Genomic DNA, 23,067 nt, shown 5'->3' with positions numbered 1-23,067 from the left:
TGCTTATTCGACAAAATAAAATGATAATCCTTCACTTTTCTTATAATATGATAATAGTATTGCGACAATATACTATTGTACACAATCCGCAAAAGAAGAACCAACCATTTTTACTTGGCGGTCCTTCTTTTTGTATTTTATGAATTCCGATTGGCTACTTCGCTTAAAATTAGGTTGGCAGTTTCTTCTACCGCTCTATTCGATACATCAATCACCGTACAACCGATTTTCGAAACAACCTTCTCAAAATGCTGTAATTCCTGTTGGATACGTTCGATTCTCGCATAATTTGCATCATCCTTCAAGCCAAGCGCTATTAATCTTTCTTTCCTAATAGAATTTAGGACGCTTGGAGAAATGACTAAGCCGAAGCATTTCTTAGGGTCAATTTGATATAACTCTTCAGGTGGATCGACTTCCGGAACGAGCGGAACATTTGCCACTTTATAACGGCGATGAGCAAGATACTGGGACAATGGCGTCTTTGAAGTACGTGAGACTCCTACTAATACAATGTCTGCTTTTAGTACGCCTCTTGGGTCACGACCGTCATCATATTTCACCGCAAATTCAATTGCTTCGATTTTTTTGAAGTAATCATCATCCAGCTGCCGAACAAGCCCCGGCTCCTCAAATGGCTTTTCATCTAAGGATGTGCCAATCTCCTTGACAATGGGACCAAGCAGGTCAATGCACTGCAAGCCATTGTACTGGCATTCCTCTTTTAATTTGCTTCGCATACTGCTCTTTACGAGCGTATATATAATTATTGCTTTTTGCTGCTTTGCCAAGTATGCGATTTCACGCAGTTGTGATTCATCCTCGACATGGGAAAAACGTTTTGTTGAAACTGTTTCGAGATCCTGTCTGAATTGGCTCGCTGCTGCCTTGGCAACTAAATCCGCTGTCTCGCCGACAGAATCGGAAACGATGAACAATGTCAACTTTGTCATTGTATCACTCCTCTTTCATTTTGCTCAGAAGGCAACGCTTATAATTCATGATCTTCAGCTAGCGAAAGAAATGCTCGGGTAATATTCGTCTTTGTAATTCTACCAACCACGTCCAAACCTTCCTCTTTAATTGCAACGACAGGGAGTGAGTCTATTTGTTGGTCGATCATTTTCTTTGCCGCTTGTATGAGTGAATCCTGTTTTTTGCAATATGTAATATTCGGCATTCTAGTCATTATGACGTGCACCGGTATTTTATCCAACTCGCTGTTGCCTAGACTTGTTCGCAACAGATCCTTGCGAGATAGAACTCCAGTCAGACAGGATGATTTATCTACGACAAACAGTGTTCCAACATCATCTAGGAACATTTGGCAAATAGCATCATAGACTGTTACATTCTCATTGACAACAACAGGAATAGATTGGAAATCACCGACCTTCATTCCAATCATTCCGTCAGCAACCGATTGAACAGGTTTTTTCCCTGAATAAAAATAGCCGACGCGCGGTCTTGCATCCAAATAGCCTGCCATTGTCAGAATTGCCAAGTCAGGTCTTATCGTCGCTCTCGCGAGACTTAACCTTTCTGCAATCTGTTCACCAGTGATAGGACCATCCATTTTAACAATTTCAAGGATTTCAGTCTGGCGCTTATTCAATTCCATATGAATCACCGCCCTAATCGTTCGATAATATATCCTTGCTTAGTATAGCATTTTACATCCATAATTCCTAACCCGATGGCTTTATTTCCGTCTTAAGTAGTTTAGAAGCAGTATTATGGATTGCAGAGAATGTGGAAGCGTGCTACACTAATACAGAATTCAATAGGCGGAGAAAGGTTTATAAGTAATGCCACCTTGAGCGAACGGGGACAGTGAAAGCCCGTACTGGCATGAAACGGCAGCCTGGAGCCAGCATTTCGTAAAGAGGGTTGCATTCGCAGCCAATCGAGGTGGAACCGCGGGTCATCATGCACTCGTCCTCGGACTTTTTAGTCCCTGGATGGGTGCTTATTTTAATTGGAGGGATATTCAAATGTATTCAATGGATCAAATTGTCAATTTATCGAAGCAAAGAGGCTTTGTATTTCCTGGATCGGAAATTTACGGCGGCTTGGCAAACACTTGGGATTACGGTCCCCTCGGCATTGCGCTGAAAAACAACATAAAAAAAGCTTGGTGGCAGAAATTTGTACAAGAGTCACCTTATAACGAAGGACTTGACGCTGCCATCCTTATGAATCCGAAAGTATGGGAAGCTTCCGGCCACATCGGAAACTTCAATGATCCGATGATTGACTGCAAGAAATGTAAAACGCGCCATCGTGCAGATAAGCTCATTGAAGATGCATTAGACGAGAAAGGCATTGAGCTTGTCGTAGATGGTATGCCGTTTGAAAAGATGGAAGAACTGATTAGAGAACATAATATTGTTTGTCCGGATTGTGGTGCTATGGACTACACTGGTATCCGCCAATTCAATTTAATGTTCAAAACTACACAAGGCGTCACTGATTCTTCTGCAAATGAAATCTTTTTACGTCCAGAAACAGCTCAAGGGATTTTTGTAAACTTTAAAAATGTCCAACGGTCTATGCGTAAAAAGATGCCATTCGGTATTGCGCAAATCGGGAAGAGCTTCCGGAATGAAATTACACCTGGAAACTTCACGTTCCGTACCCGCGAATTCGAACAAATGGAATTAGAATTCTTCTGCAAGCCTGGCGAAGATATGAAGTGGTATGAGTATTGGAGAGACTTCTCCGAAAAATGGCTATTAGACCTCGGTTTGACTGTCGAAAATATTCGTTTACGCGAGCATAATGCCGAAGAACTTTCACATTACTCAAAAGGAACAGTGGATATTGAATATAAATTCCCATTTGGTTGGGGAGAGTTGTGGGGAATTGCGAACCGAACTGATTTCGACTTATCCCGCCATATGGAGCATTCGGGTGAGGATTTCCATTATCAAGATCCTGTAACGAATGAGAAATACATCCCGTATTGCATCGAACCTTCAGTCGGCGCCGATCGTGTGACACTTGCATTCCTTTGCGATGCATTCGACGAAGAAGAGCTTGAAGGAGACGACAAACGTACAGTGATGCGTTTTCACCCTGCCCTAGCTCCTATTAAAGCTGCTGTCCTTCCATTATCTAAAAAGCTTTCTGAAGGTGCGGACGAAGTATTTGCTGAGCTTCGTAAGCATTTCGCTACACAGTATGACGACTCTCAGTCCATCGGAAGACGTTACCGCAGACAAGATGAAATTGGAACTCCATTCTGCATCACATACGATTTTGATTCCGAGGAAGATCGCCAAGTTACAGTAAGACACCGCGACTCCATGGAACAAGTGCGTATGCCGATATCGGATGTTGTAGATTATATTGCGAAGCACCTCGTATTTTAAGTGTAAAAAAACCGGAGGAAAAGGTCATTCACCTTTTTCCTCCGGTTTTTCTTTTTGTGGCAACAGCTCAGGTGTACGTTCCAATTGATCTAAGAAAGTGCGTGACTTCAATCGAACTCCCACTTGTTCGTCATAAATTGTCCGTACAATTTTTTTCATGAATTGTTTGGTCGGTTTTTTCAAATTCAATGATCCGACCTGCTCAATGGGCACAGTATAAAAAGTGCGGATCAACCTGAGTTGCGTCGGGGTGATTCTGACTAAATAAGGATCAATCTGGAAGCAGCGATGACAAAGGAATCCGATCTCCTGAAATGAGAATGCGAACTCCCCTTCAGTCGCTCCGCAATTCGCGCATTTATGAAGGATAGGATGGACGCCAGCGACAGGCAGCATCTTCCATTCGACGAACAAAGCAATCGCTTCGGGATCGTATTGCTCATTGATCGCATGCAATGCTTCGTATAGCAACCCGAACACATTCGGTCCATTTCCATGATCCTCTGTCAATCGGTCGATTAGCTCGACTATGTAGCTAGCATAAGCGGTCGCTTCAAGGTCCTCTCTGATATGTCGCATTGAATCGATCGGCTCGCCCTGTTCAAGCGTCCCCATTCCTCGCCCGGACCTTAGAAGATAATAACCGTACGTGAACGTTTGCGTCACAGCAGCTAAACGGCTAGCCGGTTTTTTCGCTCCTCTCGCCATCGCGGTCATTTTGCCCGCCTCACGTGTATAGAGAGTAACGATTTTGTTCGATTCGCCGTATGGAATGCTTTTCAGGATGATCCCTTCCCATTTATTCAGCAAGGACACCCCTCCTCAAATGAAAAATCAATACTCGTCTTCGCGGAATCCAAATTCTCGTAATTGACCGGGTTTATTGCGCCAATCCTTTTGCACTTTTACCCAAAGCTCTAGATATACTTTCGAACCTAACAGCATTTCGATATCATGTCTTGCTTTCGTTCCGATTTCTTTCAAAAGGGCACCTTTTTTACCGATGACGATTCCTTTTTGGGAATCTCGGTCAACGATAATTGTGGCAGCTACATCGATAAGTCCGCGGCTTTCATCCCTATCTATCTTTTCAATGACAACTGCGACTGAATGAGGAATTTCCTCGCGTGTTAAATGTAAAACCTTTTCGCGGATAAATTCGGAAATGATGAAACGCTCAGGATGATCGGTCACTTGGTCGTCGGGGTAATACTTCGGACCTTCCGGCAAATAGTTCGTCAACGTTTCCATTAACCTTTCGACATTATTGCCGTTCAGTGCAGATAGAGGTACGATTTCCGCAAAATCATATTCCTCTGTATACTTCGTGATCGTCGTCAAAAGATCATCAGGGTGTACGAGATCGATTTTGTTGATTACTAGGAATACAGGCGTTTCCGTGTTTTGCAACAAATCGATGATGAACCTATCTCCTCCACCAATCGGCTCATTGGCATTCACCATGAACATGATGACATCGACTTCTTTTAACGTATTGCGCGCCGACTTCACCATGAAATCCCCAAGCTTATGCTTCGGCTTATGGATTCCTGGAGTATCGATAAAAATTAATTGAGAACTGTCCGTCGTAACAACTCCTTGCACTTTGTTTCTCGTCGTTTGTGGCTTATCGCTCATGATAGCAATCTTTTGGCCAACGACTCGATTCAAAAATGTGGATTTCCCTACATTTGGCCTGCCAATGATCGATATGAAACCTGACTTGAATTTATTGTTTTCCTTCTGCATAATCCAGATCCTCCTTGGAGAAAGCACCTGGCAGCAATTCCCCTACGGTCGTCTCTTTTAAGACTCCGTTCAAATTCGTTAAATAGACAGGCATGTTGGAATCGCAGAATTCAGCAATTACTTGTCTGCATGCGCCGCATGGTGAAATCGGGCCTTCTGTATCACCAGTTACCGCCAAGGCTTTGAAGTCCATGATCCCTTCTGAAATAGCTTTGAAAAAAGCTGTCCTTTCTGCGCAATTTGTCATGCTGTAACCTGAATTCTCAATATTACAGCCATGTATTACTTGACCGTCAGCTGTCAACAAAGCCGCCCCTACTTGAAAATTCGAATAAGGTACATATGCTTTTTCACGTGCCTTTTTTGCTTCTTCTATCAATATCATTTTATCCATCAGTACACCTCTACGTAATTTTATTTACAACCATTTCGGAATAAATATGATCATTGCAATAATTGCAGAGAAAAATGCGAAAATCAAAACAGCTCCAGCTGCTACGTCCTTCGCCTGTTCCGCTAGGGGATGAATCTCATTTGTAATAAGATCTACAGTTCGTTCAATGGCAGTATTTATCAACTCTAAAGCAGTCATGCCACCAAACAGAATAAAGATGATGCACCATTCTGTTGCAGTGAGGCCAGTGAATACACCTGCAATCGATACGACAACTATAGCAAATGCATGAAACCTTAAATTACGTTCATTCAAAATGCCATGCCGTATTCCTTTTAGAGCATAATGGAAAGACTTGAAGAAAGGATGCATCTCCTTCCTACCTTTCTAAGCCGAATGATGTAAGAATTTCCTTCTGCCTTCCAAACATCTTCTTTTCATCTTCTTCCGTCATATGGTCATATCCAAGAAGATGCAGGAAACCATGCAAGGCAAGGAAGCCGATTTCGCGCCTCTCATCGTGGCCGTATTCGGCAGCTTGTCTGGACGCTGTCTCAACTGATATAAGAATGTCACCTAGGACAATCGGCATGTCCTCTTCCTGGATGACAGCGATTTCTCCTTCTGTCATTTCCTCAAGCGCAAATGAAATGACATCGGTCGCCTTATCTTTTCCTCTGTATTGAGCATTTATTTTCCGAATTTCTTCATCCGTCATGAAAGTCACCGACACTTCAGGCTGGCCGGATAGCCCTTCCATTCCTGCTGCATGATTCAAAACTTCCGCCACGAGTTGTGTAATGTCTTCGGACACTTTTTCCGTTTCATCATTAAAATAAATATCCAGCATTGTTTCGCCTTCCTTCTGATCAGTCCGGATATTCAATCCGGCTATGGAAAATGCCGTTTAACGTTTCACAAATAACATTTTCAATCGTTTTTAGTTCCTTCATCGATAAATCACATTCATCGAATTGCCCGTCATTCAATTTCGAGGCGATAATCGATTTGACTAATTTCGCTATTTTTTCCGGTGTCGGCTCCTTTAAAGAACGCACTGCCGCTTCGACACTATCCGCAATTGAAATGATGGCGATTTCCTTCGTCTGCGGCTTCGGTCCTGGATAGCGAAAATCATCCTCTACTACATCCTGTCCCAATTCCTTCGCCTTTACAAAGAAAAACTTCAAAAAGCTTGTTCCATGGTGCTGCCTTGCGATATTAATGATTTCTATCGGCATTTTATGCTTAGCAAGCAGGTCTGCACCGTCATTTGCATGGGCAATAATAATATCACGGCTTTTTTCTGGTGGCAATTCATCATGTGGATTGACGGTGCCATGCTGATTCTCGATAAAAAAACCTGGTCGTATCGTCTTCCCGATATCATGATAATAACTACCTACTCTTGCCAGCAGTCCATCCGCCCCGACCGATTCACATGCAGCGTCTGCCAAGTTGGCGACCATTACACTATGATGATATGTACCTGGTGTTTCGGTAAGTACTTTTTTCAAAAGAGGGTGATTCGGGTTTGATAATTCGATCAGCCTCATATCCGAAAGCAACCCGAAAGCAGACTCGAAAAAAGGCATTAGACCAATCGTCAAAGCTCCAGACAATATTCCTGAAGCTAATGCGGCTATCAAGTAAAATACCAACTCGGATAACTCATACGTTGACTGGGTCATCAATAAATAGAAACCTATAAATAGGATATTAGACGCAGCCACGACGAGGCTCGTCCGTAAAATATTCGATCTTCGTCCGTTGTTCCCTAAAACATAGATGCTTATGAGTCCACTGAACAAAATATAGAGTGCAATTTCCATTTGCATGATTGCGGCGAACCCTTCCTGAAGCATAATGCCAGCGGTAGAGGCAGTAATAATCGTCAACATGAAAGCTAACCGTTCATTCGTTAGCAGCTTTACAAGAAGAGGTGCCAGTGCCGTCGGAAACAGGAATGCAATCTGCACATCAAACTCTTTATCAATCAAACTGATAAGCTTCATCATAATTACTAGAATGAAGAAGACGGAATAGACGATCAGCAATGATTTCTTTTTCTTATTATTGTCTTCCCGCCATGTTGTGAAATGCATCGCAACAATAGAGGAGACAAAAACAACATACAGTATGAGTCCAGCCATCGGCTTCGTAGAGGACCGGTTTGTTAATAGGCCTGTCAATTCCAACTGTCTGTAAATTTCCGAATCTATGAATTGGCCTTCACGAACGATGACTTGACCTTGCAAAATCCTAGTAGGCTCAACTGCATTTTTTTCCTCTTCGATTCGTTTGTCTGTCAATTCTTTGTTTATTGTTTCCGTTTCTACAACGAGCGATCTCCCTAATGTTATAAGCGTTTGTAATTCCGCAGGAGGAATTGCTTCTGATAATCGTAATTTCCTTTCCACTTCGTAGCGGACCGTAGACAAATCACCGCTCCGGATAGGCTTGGACAATTCTTCCGTAATAATGCTTGAAATTTCATTTTGCATTTTGCGCAAAACGGATACATCTCTTGTTAACAAGCTTGAAATCGCATCATCGGTCAAACGAAGGCCCGGCTCCTCTTCTTCCAGCTTCAAAAATTTATCCCTAATATCTTTAATTTGTTCGGAACGTGTTTTCACTTTTTTATCTGGATTTCCGGTATCCGGGACATTCTGTTGTTTTTCATCTATGATGAAATCGAATAAGTTTATGGCGATGGCAGCCCTGTTCTTCGCAATATCTTCCGAAAACTGATAAAACGGTGTTACTTCCGATTCAATTCTTTTCTTTTCCTGCTCCGTTTTGACAGTATCTTCAACCGTTTTCAAAGAACGGATCGTCTTTGGAGAGATTTTGAATTCATGAAGCTCATACGTTTCCTGCTTAACATTTCCATACATGAGGGAAAATAATGCGATAGCTGCTAATCCTATGACGAACATTGATAAATATTTAAATTTCAAGGACTTGAAAAGTTTAATGATGGGTGTGAACACAAACAATTCCCCCTATCTCTCTTTATCTTTTCGTTCGTTGTTGAAATGATGAAAGAGCAGTCATGTTAAGATGACTGCTCACTTTCATACGCCTCGATGATTTTTGCGACGATCGGATGTCGTACGACGTCACCTTGCTCCAGATATTGAAAATGAATTTCAGGTACTTTCTTCAAGATCGATTCAGAAGCATTCAGTCCCGAGTCAACGCCTCGAGGTAAATCGATTTGTGTCTTGTCGCCTGTTATGACCATTTTGGAGCCAAATCCAAGTCGAGTCAAAAACATTTTCATTTGCGCTTTTGTCGTGTTCTGCGCCTCATCGAGAATGACGAAAGCATCGTCTAGCGTACGGCCCCTCATATACGCCAAGGGCGCGATTTCGATCGCTCCCCGCTCTATGAGCCTTTCCGTATGTTCAGCCCCTAGAACGTCATGCAGAGCATCGTAAAGAGGACGTAAATAAGGATCGACCTTCTCTTTCAAATCTCCAGGAAGAAATCCTAGGCTTTCACCGGCTTCTACTGCCGGCCTTGTCAATATAATTCGCTTTACAGATCCTGTCTTCATTGCCTGCACAGCAAGAACGACTGCGAGGTACGTCTTACCGGTACCTGCTGGGCCGATACAGAATACTAAGTCATTTTTCCGGATTGCATGAATGTACTCCCGTTGGCCGATCGTCTTCGCACGGATTGCCTTCCCTTTTGCCGTCCGAGCAATTTCTTCATCATATAACTCGGCAAAATATTCAATCGTGCCATTTTTCACCATTTCTATCGCTGTGGAAATATCGCGTAAATTGATGTTGATCCCTTTACGGATCACTTTTAACAATTGCTCTAGTAGATACTTCCCGGCAATGATATCTTGTTCTTCCCCGGCAAGTGAAATCGTATCTCCGCGGGTAAGGATGGAAATATTCATGGATTCTTCAATCAATTTCATATTTTGATCGGAAATGCCGAGAAGCATGACGGCCTCATTCGGTTCCTCGATATGAAGTTGTATCAGTTGTTCGCTCAATAGTTTCAGTCTCCTTGGGATAACGGTCTTTTTATCGCTATATTCTCATTCATTAAAAACAATATAGTCCCCTCAACTGTATCATTTCCGAACGTCAAGTGTAAAATGTTTTCATCTTTTATGATGAGATCGGTTTGTGTTTCTGTCATGATTTTATATTTTAGTAACGGAATGATTACATCTTCCTCCATGCCTTCCGTCAGCTCAAATTGATCAAGCCTGTCTTCACGGTATCTTTCTGTTCTAATAAAAGATCGAAAATCGGGCATTTCACCCTTTTTCCAGACAACAGGAGATTGCCAATGGATAATGACATTTTCTTCTCCAAGCAGATGATAATCAACTGTTTTCGGAATTTTAAAAGAATACTCCATCCAAAAATCTGCATATACAGATCCTTCAGCACCGACAACTGCACGCTTATTCCCTTGCTCCAAAATTCCGGTAGCAAGTAAATCACCTTTTTTAACCGTTTGATGCAATCGAGCAACCCTTTCGCCTCTGCTCAACTGAAAACTTGTTATGACGCCACCTGTTCGTGCAACGAGATCTGAAGGCGGTCCCACCTTTTCGACTTTGTCATTCAATTTCGGGGAGAGCATCGGTATGACGGTCAATGTACTTCCTGACCGCTTAAAACGTACCCAAGAGAGCGATGGATCCTCCAACATGAGCGCTCTGCGGATTTCCCCTTCATCGGGAATCAACGATAGCGGGCGATACATCGATATCGAAATGTCCTCTAGCTTGTTGCTGATCCTCTCCGATACTTCTGGCACATCCGTTTCTATTTCGATTTTCCAAAGGAATAACGATGCAACGAGCGGGATAAGACAAGCAATGAGAAATCGGAAGGATGTGAAAAGCCTTTTTTCAACCGCCCCATCATCTGCAGGTTTGATTGAAACTTTCATTTTATATCGTCGTCTATGTTTCCTTATGAATTGAATACCTTTTTTATCGGTGCGGAAACGTATCCCTTTTCCGGACTCCATAATTCCAGAAACCTTCACACCAGATGTTGCAAGAAATGTCAAAAATCTAGAAGGGTCAGTTTTGCCAATAAGAATGACGTTAAATCGCTTATGAATCATATGCGCCCTGTCCATCTTTCATCTCTTTAACTATCACGGATGTTAATACTTCAAATGAGAATACAGCCATTTCTTCCGACAGCGTTTCGACGATTAGCTCCTCCCCCGCAGCTTCGATAACATGATCACCGCAACGAATCGTTGCATAATCCGGTCCAAGCTTCATTAAAGAATAAGGACCTGTAATTTTGACCGAAACAAATTCTTCAATCGTTACAGTTGAGTTCATTTTAAATAATTTTTTCAAGATAAAACCCCCTATCCAAGCCTATGATTTGGATAGGGGGTCAATGATTATTGTTTTGACTTAGGAGGCCCTAAAATTTCAGAGAATATTATGCCTTTGATCAAGTCATTTTCATTTTTCGGTATCATCTCATTATGTTTGACCGGCTCTTTTGTGATGAGAGTGCCCTGATGAGCCGATAAACGACCACGATGCGGTTCCCGTTTCGATGTCCTGTCGTGTATCATATCCACGTGAACCGGAGCTTCTATGAGGCGTCCCCTGCTTTCAGCTACTTTCGCTTTAAATGGCGTTGTAACAGCCGGAGCGGGTTGGCGTTCAGATGGCTGCCTGCTTGGAGGTTCATCGATTTCCGTTTGAAATTCACGCTGGATTTCCTTGTACATCTCTCGGGACATTTCCTTCAACTTCCGTATTGGATCCGGTTGTTCAGAAGGGCCTTGTGATGCAGGTGGTCGTTTAGGTTGTGACTTCTTCTCGGGCTCATCAGACTTCTTCCCTTTAAAAAACATGCTGATAAGTCCCATGGCGATTGCTATAATTAACGTTTCCATCTGTGCATCCCCTTTCCGGGAATTTTCAGCTCAAATGTCACTCTTTAGTTGTGTCAGGTTTTTGCTGTTCCCCACCAATTTTACTAATGGAATCACGCATACCTGTATCCGCTTGGATATTTTTATAGTTCATATAATCCATAATGCCGATATTGCCTGTCCGGAGAGCTTCAGCCATCGCTAAAGGAACTTCCGCCTCAGCACCGACCACTTTTGCACGCATCTCTTGGACTTTCGCTTTCATTTCCTGCTCATTCGCGACAGCCATTGCACGACGCTCTTCCGCTTTCGCCTGCGCAATGTTCTTATCAGCCATTGCCTGTTCAGTTTGAAGTTCAGCTCCAATGTTTTTACCGATATCAACGTCTGCAATATCGATGGATAAGATTTCGAAGGCCGTTCCAGAGTCAAGACCTTTAGCTAAAACTGTCTGGGAGATCAAATCCGGATTTTCCAAAACTTTAGCATGGTCAACAGAAGAACCGATTGTCGAAACGATACCTTCCCCGACACGTGCAACTACGGTTTCTTCACCTGCACCACCGACTAGTCGGTCGATGTTTGCACGAACAGTAATTCGTGCCTTCGCCTTAACTTCGATACCATTCATAGCCACACCAGCAATAAATGGTGTTTCGATAACTTTAGGGTTTACGGACATTTGAACCGCTTCAAGAACATCACGACCTGCCAAGTCAATCGCTGCGGCACGTTCAAATGATAATTCGATATTCGCACGATGCGCGGCAATTAATGCATTTACGACCCGGTCTACGTTACCCCCAGCCAAGTAGTGGCTCTCAAGCTGATTAATAGCAACATTCAAACCTGCTTTATGCGCTTTGATGAGCGGATTGACAACCCTGCTCGGGATAACCCGGCGAAGACGCATACCGATCAATGTGAAAATGCTTACTCGTACACCCGCCGCTAGCGCGGAAATCCATAGTGTTACAGGAACTAGTGTAAAAAATACCGACAAAATAATGATTGCTCCGATAATGACTGCAATAGTAACAATCATACTTCCTCCAACTGCTATACCCATTATTCATTTTCCCCCTTTTCTTCGAATTCCCGAACAACGATCCGGGATCCTTCAACCTTCACAATGATAACATGTTTTCCTCTATCGATATAGCTTCCTTGTGAAACGACATCAATTCGTTCGCCTTCCATATCAATCGTTCCCGATGGACGAAGAGGCGTAATTGTCATCGCTTTTTTGCCGAGAAGCTCGACCCGATTTACATTCGATACATAACCGCTTTCTGTATCTGTCGAATCCATCAAGATGACTTTATTCAGCAAGTGCAGTTTCCTACCAAAAAACTTCATAATAATCACCATCCCGCTGACGGCTACTGCAATCGCAATCAGGACAGAATACGCCATGAACACTGGATTGGCACCCGCCAAAATGATACTAACAACGATAGCGACCGCTCCAAGGAGGCCTGCTATCCCACCTGCCAAGAAAAATTCAAGCACAATGAGCACAATGCCGATTATGAACAGAATGAGCGTTTCATATCCGGCAAGCCCCGCAATAAGATGTCCGAAAAAGAAGAGCAGCAATGCTGAAAGCGCCATCGTCCCCGGAACACCGAAGCCTGGTGAATAAAGCTCCACAACGAGGCCCAAGCCTGCAATGGATAGAAGAATTGGTACGACGATTGGATGTGTAATAAAACGTGCAATTCCTTCAGTGAAGGTCACATTCGTCTCTACGATTTCGGCTTTTTCCAATCCATTCAATTGCAGAATTTCCTGGATCGACGAAACGGTGCCTTTACTATAACCGACTTCTTCCGCTTCGCTTGCAGTGAGCGTAAGCAACTTGCCTACAGGCGCTCGATATTGAGGCATTTCGATGGAAGGCTCCGCCATGGCGATTGCATAATCTGGATTTCGGCCATGTGATTCTGCAGCGCTTTTCATTTCAGCCACCCAAAAACTATGGGCTTTATCTTCCGCGGCATTTCCACTAGCCCCTTCAATTACTTGAGCAGCACCAATCTTTCCATTCGGAGACATGTAGATCTTTTCAGCATGGAGTGCGATGTATGCTCCTGCGGAAAGTGCTTTGTAGTTGATATAGGCAATGATTTCAGGCTTAGTCTCATCCATGAGTTTTCCAATTTCACCTGCTGCGTCAACAAAACCCCCATTTGTATTAATTTCAAGGATGACCATCTTTGCCCCGGCTTCTTCTGCTTCCTTAAAGGACCGTTTCAAATAAGCATGAAGGCCTTTCTCCACTTCCTTGTTTAATTTCACGTGGTATACTTTTTCGGTGGCTGCATCCGTTTGCGCAAAAGGTATTGAAATCGCGGATAAGAATAAAATGAACAGGAGAAACGTCCCTATCATTTTACGCATTCGTTCATTCACCTCTTTCTTTATGTCCATTATACCTTCTTTACGTATGGACTTGTTAAAAAGTTTCATTCAAAACAATACAAAAACCGGAAAATCCAATAGGATCTTCCGGTTTCATTCATAACATACTTATTTTTGTTAGTTAATATGGACAGATATTAGAATTTACGCTTACGAGCAGCCTCAGACTTCTTTTTACGTTTGACACTTGGCTTCTCATAGAACTCACGCTTTCTTACCTCTTGTATTGTACCACTTTTTGATACAGTACGTTTGAAGCGGCGAAGAGCATCTTCAAGCGATTCATTTTTGCGAACGACAGTTTTCGTCATATCTCTTGTCCCTCCCTCCGAGCACACTTCGAAACAAGGTTTTACTCCTTGTACTAAAAAATTATAACGCACTATCTGTGAGTGGTCAATAAAAAACTTTCAAAATATCTTTGCTAAATAGGAAAATTTTCTGTTTCACAGTAGATGCCCTATCAATATGCAGAATTCCCCTCTAGTCCTTGCATGATTTGCACGCCTGAACTTGCACCGATTCTTGTAGCGCCTGCTTCAATCATCTTTTTCATATCATCAAAGCTGCGAACCCCTCCGGATGCTTTTACACCCATTTCGGGACCGACGACTCCGCGCATTAGCTTTACATCTTCTTCAGTAGCTCCTCCAGTGGAGAAACCAGTTGAAGTTTTGACAAAATCAGCACCAACAGCTCGTGAAAGTTCACAAGCTTTTCTTTTCTCTTGTTCAGTGAGCAATGAAGTTTCAATGATCACTTTCACAATCGCTTTGCCTTTTGCCGATTCGACGACTGCAGCAATATCATTTTTAACGAGTTCATCATCGCCGCTTCGAAGCGCTCCGATATTAATGACCATATCGATTTCACCAGCGCCGTTTTCAATCGCATCTTTCGTTTCAAATGCTTTTACTTCACTTGTAGAAGCACCTAAAGGAAAACCGATCACTGTACACACTTTCACAGATGACCCTTTTAGTACCTCTGCTGCCGTTTTGACCCATGCAGGGTTCACACATACAGATGCAAACGAATATGTTTTTGCTTCTTCGCAAAGTTGAATGATCTCCTCTTTTGTCGCATCCGCTTTCAGTAATGTATGGTCGATATATGCTGCGTATTGTTGATTCAAAATAATTCCTCCTCCAGTTGTACGTACCTCTTTCATCATAGCAAAGAAGGACATTCTTCGCATTAAAAAACAGTTCACCCAACAATGGATGAACCGTTTTCTAAATTTGTTCACACAAAAGCTTCTTCCTCTTCAATAACACGGACGAATTGACCCTCGTTATATGGATATCCAGCCTTCGTTATTTTTACTTTAACGATTTTGCCGACCATTGACTCATCTGCCTGGAATACGATTTTCAAGTAGTTGTCCGTATAACCTTCATACAAACCACTTTCCGGGTCCAACTTATATTTCTCTTCCGGAATCACTTCAAGCACTTCGTCTTCAAATTCAGCAGCGTATTGTTTTGCCAATTGGTCATTCAACTCAAGCAGTCGATGTACACGTTCATTCTTAACTTCTTCATCGATCTGATCATCCATCCGCGCAGCCGGAGTTCCCGTCCGTTTTGAATAAGGGAAGACATGCAACTCAGAAAAACGATGATCTCTAATGAAATTATACGTTTCCATGAATTCTTCTTCCGTCTCACCAGGGAAACCTACGATGACATCAGATGTGATTGCAAGATGTGGCAATGCTTCGCGCAGACGATCTAGACGTTCCGCAAAAAATTCCATTGTATATTTCCTTCTCATCCGTTTGAGAACCGTGTTGGATCCAGATTGAATTGGAATATGCAAATGCCTTACGATTTTAGTTGACTCACGCAGCACATCGATCACTTCGTCAGTCAATTGGCTAGCTTCAATGGAACTGATCCGAAGTCGTTTCAACCCTTTTACTCGGGTTTCAAGGTCTCGCAGTAGACGTGCTAGATTATAATCCTTCAAATCCTCGCCATATCCGCCTGTATGGATTCCCGTAAGAACGATTTCTAGATAACCTGCATCGACGAGCTGCTGAGCTTGACGGATAACTTCTTCGGGATCCCTAGAGCGCATAAGTCCACGAGCCCATGGAATGATACAAAATGTGCAGAAGTTATTGCAGCCTTCCTGAATTTTTAAAGAAGCTCTTGTACGATCTGTGAATGCAGGTACATCGAGTTCTTCATATACACGATTCTTCATAATGTTCCGGACAGCATTGATCGGTTGCCGTTCTATTTTGTATTCATCTATTAGACCAAGCAATTTCGTACGGTCCTGTGTACCGACGACAATATCGACTCCCGGAATAGCCATAATTTCAGCCGGGGAAGTCTGTGCATAGCAACCAGTAACACAAATAACCGCATCCGGATTTTGCCGAATGGCTCTCCGAATGACTTGACGACTTTTCTTATCGCCAGTATTCGTGACCGTACATGTATTAATTACGTAAACGTCTGCGTTTTTTTCGAAATCGGAGCGTTCATAACCGGCATCCTTGAAAAGCTGCCAGATCGCTTCCGTTTCATAATGGTTCACTTTGCAGCCTAATGTATGAAATGCGACAGAAGACACTAGCTGCTCACCTCTTTCATTCAAATTCGTATGACATGGCGGACAAAAAATAAAGTGGAGCGGTTTCTGTCCTAAGTATGCGCGGTCCTAACGAAACCGATAGGAAGTCCGCAGCGCTCATTTCCTCAGCTTCTTTTCTGGACAATCCGCCTTCAGGACCGAAAACAACGAGCACCGTTTGTTTATGATACACGTTTTTCAATCTATCTGCAATCTTGTTCGGATCAGTGCCTTTTGCATCTTCTTCATCTGCAAAAAATCGGATATCGTAGTTTTTGGACTCCTTCAGCAACTGCTTGAAGGACATCGGAGACAATACTTCGGGCATAATCGTCCGATGACATTGTTCCGCTGCTTCCTTTGCAATCTTTTGAAGCCTCTCCACCTTTTTACTCCCTTTTTTCGTATCCCATTTGACGATGGATCGCTCTGCTTCAAAAGGGATAATTGACCTCATTCCAAGCTCGGTTCCTTTTTGGACGATAAAATCCAATTTATCACCTTTAGGCAAGCCGCATGCAATTGTTACATTCACTTGCATCTCATTTGAAGGCAATGGACCATCCTTTTTCTTTACGGCTACACCGTCATTGAGGATATCGGTAATTTCAGAAATGAAAGCCTCTCCTTCATCAACTGCAATGATGCAATCACCAACTTCCATCCTCATCACTTTGACGATGTGCTTCCCGTCATCACCTGAAATATGAGCATTTCCATCGTTATCAAATGATGTCTCTAAGAAATAACGTTGCAAACCTCACACGCCCCTTTTGACTGCGACAATTGCCACCCACTCTTCCATTAAGACGGATTCAATAATTTCAAATCCTTTGCTTTGGAGGTCTTCCTTCACTAGGTCACGTTTTTGAGCGATGATTCCTGAAACGATGAATAACCCATCTTGAGGCAGAATTGAATAAGCATCTTCAGAAAACGTCATAATTACTTCTGCCAAGATATTCGCAACAATGATGGATGCCGGCTCTTTAATGGAATCCAGTAAGTTGCCATGAGTTACGTCAACGACATTTTCCACCTTGTTTAAAGCGATATTTTCTTTCGCCGCTTGCACAGCAACTTCGTCCAGATCTAAAGCTTGCACTTTGGATGCGCCAAGAAGTGCCGCTCCGATCGACAAAACGCCCGAGCCTGTTCCGACATCTATGACAGAGTCGCCTCGCTTGACGTATTTCTCCAACGCTTGGAGACACATGACTGTCGTTGGGTGCGTCCCTGTGCCGAAGGCCATACCAGGATCGAGTTCAATGATTAACTCATCAGAATCGACCGGCTCGTATGTTTCCCACGTTGGAACAATCGTGAATCTGCCAGAAATCTTGACAGGATGGTAGTATTTTTTCCAAGCCGTTGCCCAATCCTCTTCATCGACCTCGTTCGTCTGCACTTGATTGAGTCCGACATCCAATCCGTACTCAGCCAGTTCATTGACGGATTCACCAATTTCCTTTACCGTCTCAATTAAAAAACTATTGACTGGCAAATAAGCTTTTACAATGACCCCTTCCATAGGGAAATCTTCTTTTTTCAGTTCATATATTTCACCGAAACGATCTTCATGAATTCGATCAGGCTCTTCGGAATCTTCGATGATAACTCCGCTCGCACCTGCTTCATGTAAAATGTTTGCAACTGCTTCTGTCGCCTCATGTGACGTATGGATGGAGATTTCGGACCATTTCAACTACGTTCATCCCTTTCAATCGCCTTTTATTGTTCTTTTGATTTTATCAAAAAGTGAGCTCGAATACTCATCCGGCGAGTTGCCTTCAATTGAAGCGAATTCACGGAGAAGCTCTTTCTGTTTTTCCGTCATTTTTTTAGGGGTAATTGCTTTGACGATGACGTGTTGATCACCAACTCCATGACCGTGAACATTTTTTACACCTTTTCCACGAAGGCGGAAATTTGTTCCCGTTTGCGTTCCTGCTGGTATTTTCAGTTTTACGGTCCCGGATACGGTCGGTACTTCGATTTCATCACCTAGCGCCAATTGCGGGAATGTAAGAGGCAACTCCAAGTAAATATCATCGCCTTCACGAACAAAGCGGTCATGATCCTTCACTCTAAAGACGATATACAAGTCTCCAGCCGGGCCGCCGTTGATGCCGGCTTCACCTTGGCCTGACACGCGTAATTGTTGCCCATCGTCGACACCTGCAGGAATTGTCACTTTGATCTTTTTACGTTTCGTCACACGGCCTGAGCCATGGCAAGTTTCACATTTTTCAGGAATGATTTTCCCTGTCCCTTGACAATGCGGACATGTTCGGCGATTCACCATTTGACCAAGCGGAGTGTTTTGGGTGACTGAAATTTGTCCAGAACCGCCGCAGTGAGAACATGTATTTACCGGTGTTCCTTTTTTAGCTCCGGTTCCGTCACATGTATCGCACTTTTCTTCCCTAGGCAACTCGATTTCGGTCTCTTTTCCGAATACAGCTTCCATAAAATCGATTGTCATGGAATACTGGAGGTCATCACCTTTCCTCGGCGCATTTGGGTCCCGTCTTCTCGACCCTCCTCCGAAGAATGTGCTGAATATGTCTTCGAAACCGAATCCGTCAGCAGAACCGCCACTAAAGCCGCCAAATCCACCAAAGCCTTGGTTTGGATCGGCATGGCCGAATTGGTCATAATTCGCACGTTTATTTTCATCGCTTAATGTTTCAAATGCTTCTGTTACTTCCTTGAATTTCTCTTCTGCTCCCGCTTCTTTATTCAAATCGGGATGATATTGTTTTGACAATTTCCGGTAGGCTTTTCTAATTTCCTCTTTGCTCGCCGTTTTCGATACGCCAAGCACTTCGTAATAATCTCGCTTACTCATTATTCCACTCTCCCATGAATCTTTGACATTCGCAGTTCACGAACCATATTCAAGCTTATAACCGTTCTAGTTAAAAGTTACGACTCATTGTAACACGCTCAGAAAAAAGAGACAAAACTACTGTTGGCAAGAACACAATTGCTCAACAAAAGAAAAAGCCAAAGCCGGAATATCGGACTTTGACTTTTCCGTCAATCGTTCGTTCAATTAGTTTTTCTTGTCATCGTCCACTTCTTCGAAGTCAGCATCGACAACACCATCACCTTTCGGTTGATCGCCAGCTTCAGCTGAGCCGCCTTGTGCTTGGGCTTCCGCAGCTGCCTGCTCATACAATTTAACCGACAATTGTTGGACAAGTTCTTCCAACGATTGTTTTTTCGTACGCATTTCGTCTAAGTTTCCAGCTTCGACTGCTTTTTTCAATTCCTCTTTAGCTTCTTCGACTTTTTTCACTTCGTCCTCAGAAACTTTGCCTTCAAGGTCTTTCAATGTCTTTTCAGCCATGAATACGAGCTGATCTGCATCATTTTTCAAGTCCGCTTCTTCTTTACGGCGTTTATCTTCTTCCGCATTCGCTTCAGCATCTTTTACCATTCGATCAATTTCTTCGTCAGAAAGGCCAGAGCTTGATTGAATCGTAATGTTTTGTTCTTTTTGAGTTCCAAGGTCTTTCGCTTTAACAGTAACAATACCGTTTTTATCGATATCAAATGTCACTTCGATTTGTGGAATTCCTCGTGGAGCCGGTGGGATATCTGTTAATTGGAAACGGCCGAGTGTTTTATTGTCCGCAGCCATTGGACGCTCACCTTGCAACACATGGATATCAACAGCAGGCTGGTTGTCTGCAGCAGTTGAGAACACTTGGGACTTGCTAGTAGGGATAGTTGTATTTCTCTCAATTAATTTCGTAAATACGCTTCCCATTGTTTCAATACCAAGAGAAAGTGGAGTTACGTCAAGCAAAACAACATCTTTCACGTCTCCGCGAAGGATTGAACCTTGAACAGCCGCACCCATTGCAACTACTTCGTCAGGGTTTACTCCTTTGAAAGGCTCTTTGCCAGTTTCTTTCTTAATCGCTTCCTGTACGGCAGGAATACGAGTAGATCCTCCAACTAGGATGACGCGATCGATATCGGAAGGAGAGAGATCTGCATCTTTCATCGCTTGGCGCGTCGGCACCATGGAGCGCTCAACAAGATGTGCAGTCAATTCGTCGAATTTAGCGCGAGACAATGAAATTTCAAGGTGAAGCGGTCCTGCTTCTCCTGCAGTGATGAACGGCAATGAAATTTGAGTTGACGTTACACCTGAAAGATCTTTCTTCGCTTTTTCAGCAGCGTCTTTCAAGCGTTGCATCGCCATTTTGTCTTTCGAAAGGTCGATAGCATTTTCTTTGCGGAATTCTTGCACTAAGTAATCGATGATAACATCGTCGAAGTCGTCTCCGCCCAATTTGTTGTCCCCTGCTGTCGCACGGACTTGGAAGACACCATCGCCAAGCTCAAGAATCGATACGTCGAATGTACCGCCCCCAAGGTCATAAACAAGGATCGTTTCATCCTCATCGGTCTTATCTAGACCGTAAGCTAAAGCGGCAGCTGTCGGCTCGTTGATGATCCTTTCGACTTCAAGTCCTGCGATAGTACCAGCATCCTTCGTAGCTTGACGCTGTGCATCGTTGAAATATGCCGGAACGGTGATGACTGCTTTCGTCACTTTTTCACCTAAGTATTCTTCCGCATAACCTTTCATGTATTGAAGGATCATTGCAGATACTTCTTGCGGGGTATATTCCTTATCTTCAACTTTTACTTTATAGTCTGATCCCATATGTCTTTTCACTGACATGATCGTATTTGGATTCGTAATAGATTGGCGTTTTGCCACTTCACCGACTTGGCGTTCTCCGTTTTTGAACGCAACTACGGATGGAGTTGTACGGTTACCTTCCGGGTTCGGAATAACTTTCGCTTCTCCACCTTCGTATACTGCTACTACTGAGTTTGTTGTACCCAAGTCGATACCAATAATTTTGCTCATTTAAATTCCTCCTAAATAATGCATCTTCAACTAATCTACAATCATCATTCGTTCACTTTGACCATGGTAGGACGAAGTACACGATCTTTCAACATATACCCTTTTTGGAGCTCTTCAAGCACGATGCCTGATGACTTATCGGCATCACTGCCCGTCATGACAGCCTGGTGGAAATTCGGATCGAATTCCTTGTCTAACGCCTCTATTTCGGCAAGGCCTTCCCCTTTAAGCGCATCAAGAAGATTGCGATAAATCATTTCCATTCCTGTCATGATCGATTGTGCCTCTTCTACTTTTACTTCAACAGCAAGAGCACGCTCGAAGTTGTCCAAGACAGGAAGAATAGATGTTAACAAGCTTTGCGCTTTGTATTTGACAAGCGCTTCCTGATCCAAAGCATTCCTTCTTTTGACATTTTCAAAGTCTGCAAGGACGCGTAGCAGCTTGTTTTCCTGATCCTGTAATTGGGATTCCAACTCGCTGATTTTCTGATCCTTTTCATCTACTTCTTCAGCGTCTTCTCCTACATCGCTGACTTCGTCAACCGTTTCTTGTTTCTCTGTAGCAATGTCCTCCGCATTTACGGTCTCCATCTCATTATCTGTTGTTTCCTGTTGTACGTCCTTTTCCACTTCTTCCTTTTTATCCGTCACTGATCTTTCCTCCTATCCAATCCAATGGTCATATTCAATAATGCTTGAGATAAGTTTTCACTTAGGATGTCAAGCATCGTAATGACCCTGCCGTAGTCCATTCGTTTCGGTCCAATTATGGCAATTGAACCAGCCATCGTATCGCCTGCCGAGTAATTGGCAGTTATCACACTGCAATCCTCCATTGCATTATGTTTGTTTTCGGAACCGATGCGGACATGAATGCCTTTTGAATCATCTTGAAAAAATGTCATCGCAGGCACGCCATTTTCCATCAACTCGAAGAACATTTTCATTTTTTGGAGATCGTTGAATTCCGGCTGCTTCATCATATTCATTTTACCGCCGAAATACAGGCGTTCTTCCGGCTTAATTGTCATCGCCCTTTGGAAGGAGGTGAACAATTCTCCGGCATGGTGCACATGCTGTTCGAAAACAGTTCTTGTCTCCAGGGCAAGCTTGTTTTGCAGAGCGCTCAATGGCGTCCCAACAAGCCTTTCATTTAAAATATTGACCATCTTTTCAATATCCGATGCGAGCATGCCTTGTGGAACATCGAAGACCCTGTTCTCCACATGCCCGTTGTCGGTCACAATGATGGCGACCGCTTTCGTATCATCCAATGGAACGATGGAAAACCGCTTCACTGAATGCATGGACATATCGGGTCCTAACAATATTGACGTATAATTCGTCAATTCGGATATGATCTTTGCGGAATTCCGTATAAGTTCTTCCGTTTCCGTAACCCGATTTTGAAATAAGGAACGTAATTGCATACTGTCTTCCGATGTCAGCTTTTCAGGTGTCAATAAATGATCGACATAGAAACGGTAGCCTTTTTCGGATGGGACTCTACCTGAGGAAGTATGGGTCTTTTCTAAATAACCCAATTCCTCTAAGTCTGCCATATCATTCCGAATGGTCGCAGGACTAAACGGAGCTTCCGGTTTTTTAGATAACTGCCTTGATCCGACAGGTTGGGCGGATTCGATGAAATCGTTAACCGTCAGTTGCAAAATAAGCAATTGTCTGTTTGTCAACATAATCATCACTCCTGTTAGCACTCCTTAATGACGAGTGCTAATACTACTC

The 23,067-nt window shown here is 43.2% G+C and carries 24 protein-coding genes; 1 reads left to right on the top strand and 23 read right to left on the bottom strand.

What is annotated here, in order from left to right:
* Positions 1–137: 137 nt before the first annotated feature.
* A complete protein-coding gene (locus tag ACTHPA_RS16385; protein ID WP_440501730.1) occupies positions 138–953 on the bottom strand; it encodes a pyruvate, water dikinase regulatory protein in 816 nt (271 codons plus the stop codon).
* A gap of 38 nt (positions 954–991) precedes the next feature.
* Positions 992–1,621, bottom strand: a complete 630-nt coding sequence (locus ACTHPA_RS16380) for a helix-turn-helix transcriptional regulator (protein WP_440501728.1) — start codon at positions 1,619–1,621, stop codon at positions 992–994.
* 373 nt (positions 1,622–1,994) lie between these two features.
* On the opposite strand from ACTHPA_RS16380, the gene ACTHPA_RS16375 reads away from it, so the two are divergent.
* A complete protein-coding gene (locus ACTHPA_RS16375; RefSeq protein ID WP_440501727.1) occupies positions 1,995–3,374 on the top strand; it encodes a glycine--tRNA ligase in 1,380 nt (459 codons plus the stop codon).
* A gap of 24 nt (positions 3,375–3,398) precedes the next feature.
* On the opposite strand, the gene recO is transcribed toward ACTHPA_RS16375, so the two are convergent.
* The 21 genes from recO to hrcA all read right to left on the bottom strand — a co-directional run bounded on the left by recO (position 3,399) and on the right by hrcA (position 23,018).
* Positions 3,399–4,184, bottom strand: coding sequence for a DNA repair protein RecO (gene recO / locus ACTHPA_RS16370; protein ID WP_440501725.1), 786 nt, complete (start codon positions 4,182–4,184; stop codon positions 3,399–3,401).
* 24 nt (positions 4,185–4,208) lie between these two features.
* Complete coding sequence (gene era / locus ACTHPA_RS16365) at positions 4,209–5,123, bottom strand: GTPase Era (RefSeq protein WP_440501723.1); 915 nt, start codon at positions 5,121–5,123, stop codon at positions 4,209–4,211.
* Positions 5,104–5,517: a cytidine deaminase gene (locus ACTHPA_RS16360; protein WP_440501722.1), complete on the bottom strand. Its 414-nt coding sequence runs from the start codon at positions 5,515–5,517 to the stop codon at positions 5,104–5,106. The genes era and ACTHPA_RS16360 overlap by 20 nt, the downstream gene beginning before the upstream one ends.
* 24 nt (positions 5,518–5,541) lie before the next feature.
* Positions 5,542–5,889: a diacylglycerol kinase family protein gene (locus tag ACTHPA_RS16355; RefSeq protein ID WP_440501720.1), complete on the bottom strand. Its 348-nt coding sequence runs from the start codon at positions 5,887–5,889 to the stop codon at positions 5,542–5,544.
* Positions 5,890–5,896: 7 nt separating this feature from the next.
* Entirely contained in the window at positions 5,897–6,367 is a 471-nt protein-coding gene (gene ybeY / locus ACTHPA_RS16350; protein ID WP_440501718.1) for an rRNA maturation RNase YbeY, read from the bottom strand.
* 19 nt (positions 6,368–6,386) lie between these two features.
* Entirely contained in the window at positions 6,387–8,459 is a 2,073-nt protein-coding gene (locus tag ACTHPA_RS16345) for an HD family phosphohydrolase (RefSeq protein WP_440501771.1), read from the bottom strand.
* Positions 8,460–8,578: 119 nt separating this feature from the next.
* A complete protein-coding gene (locus tag ACTHPA_RS16340) occupies positions 8,579–9,538 on the bottom strand; it encodes a PhoH family protein (protein ID WP_440501716.1) in 960 nt (319 codons plus the stop codon).
* 5 nt (positions 9,539–9,543) lie between these two features.
* Positions 9,544–10,647: a sporulation protein YqfD gene (locus ACTHPA_RS16335; protein WP_440501715.1), complete on the bottom strand. Its 1,104-nt coding sequence runs from the start codon at positions 10,645–10,647 to the stop codon at positions 9,544–9,546.
* Positions 10,622–10,879 (bottom strand): hypothetical protein, encoded by a 258-nt coding sequence (locus ACTHPA_RS16330; RefSeq protein WP_440501714.1) that lies wholly within the window; start codon positions 10,877–10,879, stop codon positions 10,622–10,624. The genes ACTHPA_RS16335 and ACTHPA_RS16330 overlap by 26 nt, the downstream gene beginning before the upstream one ends.
* Before the next feature lie 47 nt (positions 10,880–10,926).
* On the bottom strand, positions 10,927–11,433 hold the full coding sequence (locus ACTHPA_RS16325; protein WP_440501712.1) for a hypothetical protein: 507 nt from the start codon (positions 11,431–11,433) through the stop codon (positions 10,927–10,929).
* Positions 11,434–11,470: 37 nt separating this feature from the next.
* Positions 11,471–12,457: a flotillin-like protein FloA gene (floA, locus tag ACTHPA_RS16320; protein ID WP_440501770.1), complete on the bottom strand. Its 987-nt coding sequence runs from the start codon at positions 12,455–12,457 to the stop codon at positions 11,471–11,473.
* A 23-nt stretch (positions 12,458–12,480) separates the two neighbouring features.
* Entirely contained in the window at positions 12,481–13,815 is a 1,335-nt protein-coding gene (locus tag ACTHPA_RS16315) for an NfeD family protein (protein ID WP_440501710.1), read from the bottom strand.
* A gap of 158 nt (positions 13,816–13,973) precedes the next feature.
* Positions 13,974–14,147 carry a 30S ribosomal protein S21 gene (rpsU, locus tag ACTHPA_RS16310; RefSeq protein WP_009496905.1) on the bottom strand — a complete coding sequence of 58 codons (174 nt, stop codon included), beginning with the start codon at positions 14,145–14,147 and terminating at the stop codon, positions 13,974–13,976.
* A 152-nt stretch (positions 14,148–14,299) separates the two neighbouring features.
* Complete coding sequence (gene deoC / locus ACTHPA_RS16305; RefSeq protein WP_440501708.1) at positions 14,300–14,971, bottom strand: deoxyribose-phosphate aldolase; 672 nt, start codon at positions 14,969–14,971, stop codon at positions 14,300–14,302.
* Between the two features lie 110 nt (positions 14,972–15,081).
* Positions 15,082–16,422, bottom strand: coding sequence for a tRNA (N(6)-L-threonylcarbamoyladenosine(37)-C(2))-methylthiotransferase MtaB (gene mtaB / locus ACTHPA_RS16300; RefSeq protein ID WP_440501706.1), 1,341 nt, complete (start codon positions 16,420–16,422; stop codon positions 15,082–15,084).
* Between the two features lie 16 nt (positions 16,423–16,438).
* A complete protein-coding gene (locus ACTHPA_RS16295; RefSeq protein ID WP_440501704.1) occupies positions 16,439–17,179 on the bottom strand; it encodes a 16S rRNA (uracil(1498)-N(3))-methyltransferase in 741 nt (246 codons plus the stop codon).
* A gap of 3 nt (positions 17,180–17,182) precedes the next feature.
* Entirely contained in the window at positions 17,183–18,127 is a 945-nt protein-coding gene (gene prmA / locus ACTHPA_RS16290; RefSeq protein ID WP_440501703.1) for a 50S ribosomal protein L11 methyltransferase, read from the bottom strand.
* A gap of 15 nt (positions 18,128–18,142) precedes the next feature.
* Entirely contained in the window at positions 18,143–19,273 is a 1,131-nt protein-coding gene (gene dnaJ, locus ACTHPA_RS16285; protein WP_440501701.1) for a molecular chaperone DnaJ, read from the bottom strand.
* 207 nt (positions 19,274–19,480) lie between these two features.
* Positions 19,481–21,319 carry a molecular chaperone DnaK gene (dnaK, locus tag ACTHPA_RS16280; protein WP_440501700.1) on the bottom strand — a complete coding sequence of 613 codons (1,839 nt, stop codon included), beginning with the start codon at positions 21,317–21,319 and terminating at the stop codon, positions 19,481–19,483.
* A gap of 44 nt (positions 21,320–21,363) precedes the next feature.
* Positions 21,364–21,972, bottom strand: coding sequence for a nucleotide exchange factor GrpE (gene grpE / locus ACTHPA_RS16275; protein ID WP_440501698.1), 609 nt, complete (start codon positions 21,970–21,972; stop codon positions 21,364–21,366).
* Positions 21,969–23,018 (bottom strand): heat-inducible transcriptional repressor HrcA, encoded by a 1,050-nt coding sequence (gene hrcA / locus ACTHPA_RS16270; protein WP_440501696.1) that lies wholly within the window; start codon positions 23,016–23,018, stop codon positions 21,969–21,971. Before hrcA ends, grpE begins: the two co-directional genes overlap by 4 nt.
* Positions 23,019–23,067 lie beyond the last annotated feature (49 nt).

It is taken from the genome of Sporosarcina sp. SAFN-015 (genome assembly GCF_051966875.1).
Taxonomy (GTDB): Bacteria; Bacillota; Bacilli; order Bacillales_A; family Planococcaceae; genus Sporosarcina.
This window is presented reverse-complemented; position numbering and strand designations above follow the sequence as displayed.

Bases quoted from the DNA above. Each gene is read 5' to 3' on its own strand.
- ACTHPA_RS16385 (WP_440501730.1), bottom strand. From the start codon at position 953: ATGACAAAGTTGACATTGTTCATCGTTTCCGATTCTGTCGGCGAGACA.
- ACTHPA_RS16380 (WP_440501728.1), bottom strand. From the start codon at position 1,621: ATGGAATTGAATAAGCGCCAGACTGAAATCCTTGAAATTGTTAAAATG.
- ACTHPA_RS16375 (WP_440501727.1), top strand. From the start codon at position 1,995: ATGTATTCAATGGATCAAATTGTCAATTTATCGAAGCAAAGAGGCTTT.
- era (WP_440501723.1), bottom strand. From the start codon at position 5,123: ATGCAGAAGGAAAACAATAAATTCAAGTCAGGTTTCATATCGATCATT.
- ACTHPA_RS16360 (WP_440501722.1), bottom strand. From the start codon at position 5,517: ATGGATAAAATGATATTGATAGAAGAAGCAAAAAAGGCACGTGAAAAA.
- ACTHPA_RS16355 (WP_440501720.1), bottom strand. From the start codon at position 5,889: ATGCATCCTTTCTTCAAGTCTTTCCATTATGCTCTAAAAGGAATACGG.
- ybeY (WP_440501718.1), bottom strand. From the start codon at position 6,367: ATGCTGGATATTTATTTTAATGATGAAACGGAAAAAGTGTCCGAAGAC.
- ACTHPA_RS16345 (WP_440501771.1), bottom strand. From the start codon at position 8,459: ATGTTCGTCATAGGATTAGCAGCTATCGCATTATTTTCCCTCATGTAT.
- ACTHPA_RS16335 (WP_440501715.1), bottom strand. From the start codon at position 10,647: ATGGACAGGGCGCATATGATTCATAAGCGATTTAACGTCATTCTTATT.
- ACTHPA_RS16325 (WP_440501712.1), bottom strand. From the start codon at position 11,433: ATGGAAACGTTAATTATAGCAATCGCCATGGGACTTATCAGCATGTTT.
- floA (WP_440501770.1), bottom strand. From the start codon at position 12,457: ATGATTGTTACTATTGCAGTCATTATCGGAGCAATCATTATTTTGTCG.
- ACTHPA_RS16315 (WP_440501710.1), bottom strand. From the start codon at position 13,815: ATGCGTAAAATGATAGGGACGTTTCTCCTGTTCATTTTATTCTTATCC.
- rpsU (WP_009496905.1), bottom strand. From the start codon at position 14,147: ATGACGAAAACTGTCGTTCGCAAAAATGAATCGCTTGAAGATGCTCTT.
- dnaJ (WP_440501701.1), bottom strand. From the start codon at position 19,273: ATGAGTAAGCGAGATTATTACGAAGTGCTTGGCGTATCGAAAACGGCG.
- dnaK (WP_440501700.1), bottom strand. From the start codon at position 21,319: ATGAGCAAAATTATTGGTATCGACTTGGGTACAACAAACTCAGTAGTA.
- hrcA (WP_440501696.1), bottom strand. From the start codon at position 23,018: ATGTTGACAAACAGACAATTGCTTATTTTGCAACTGACGGTTAACGAT.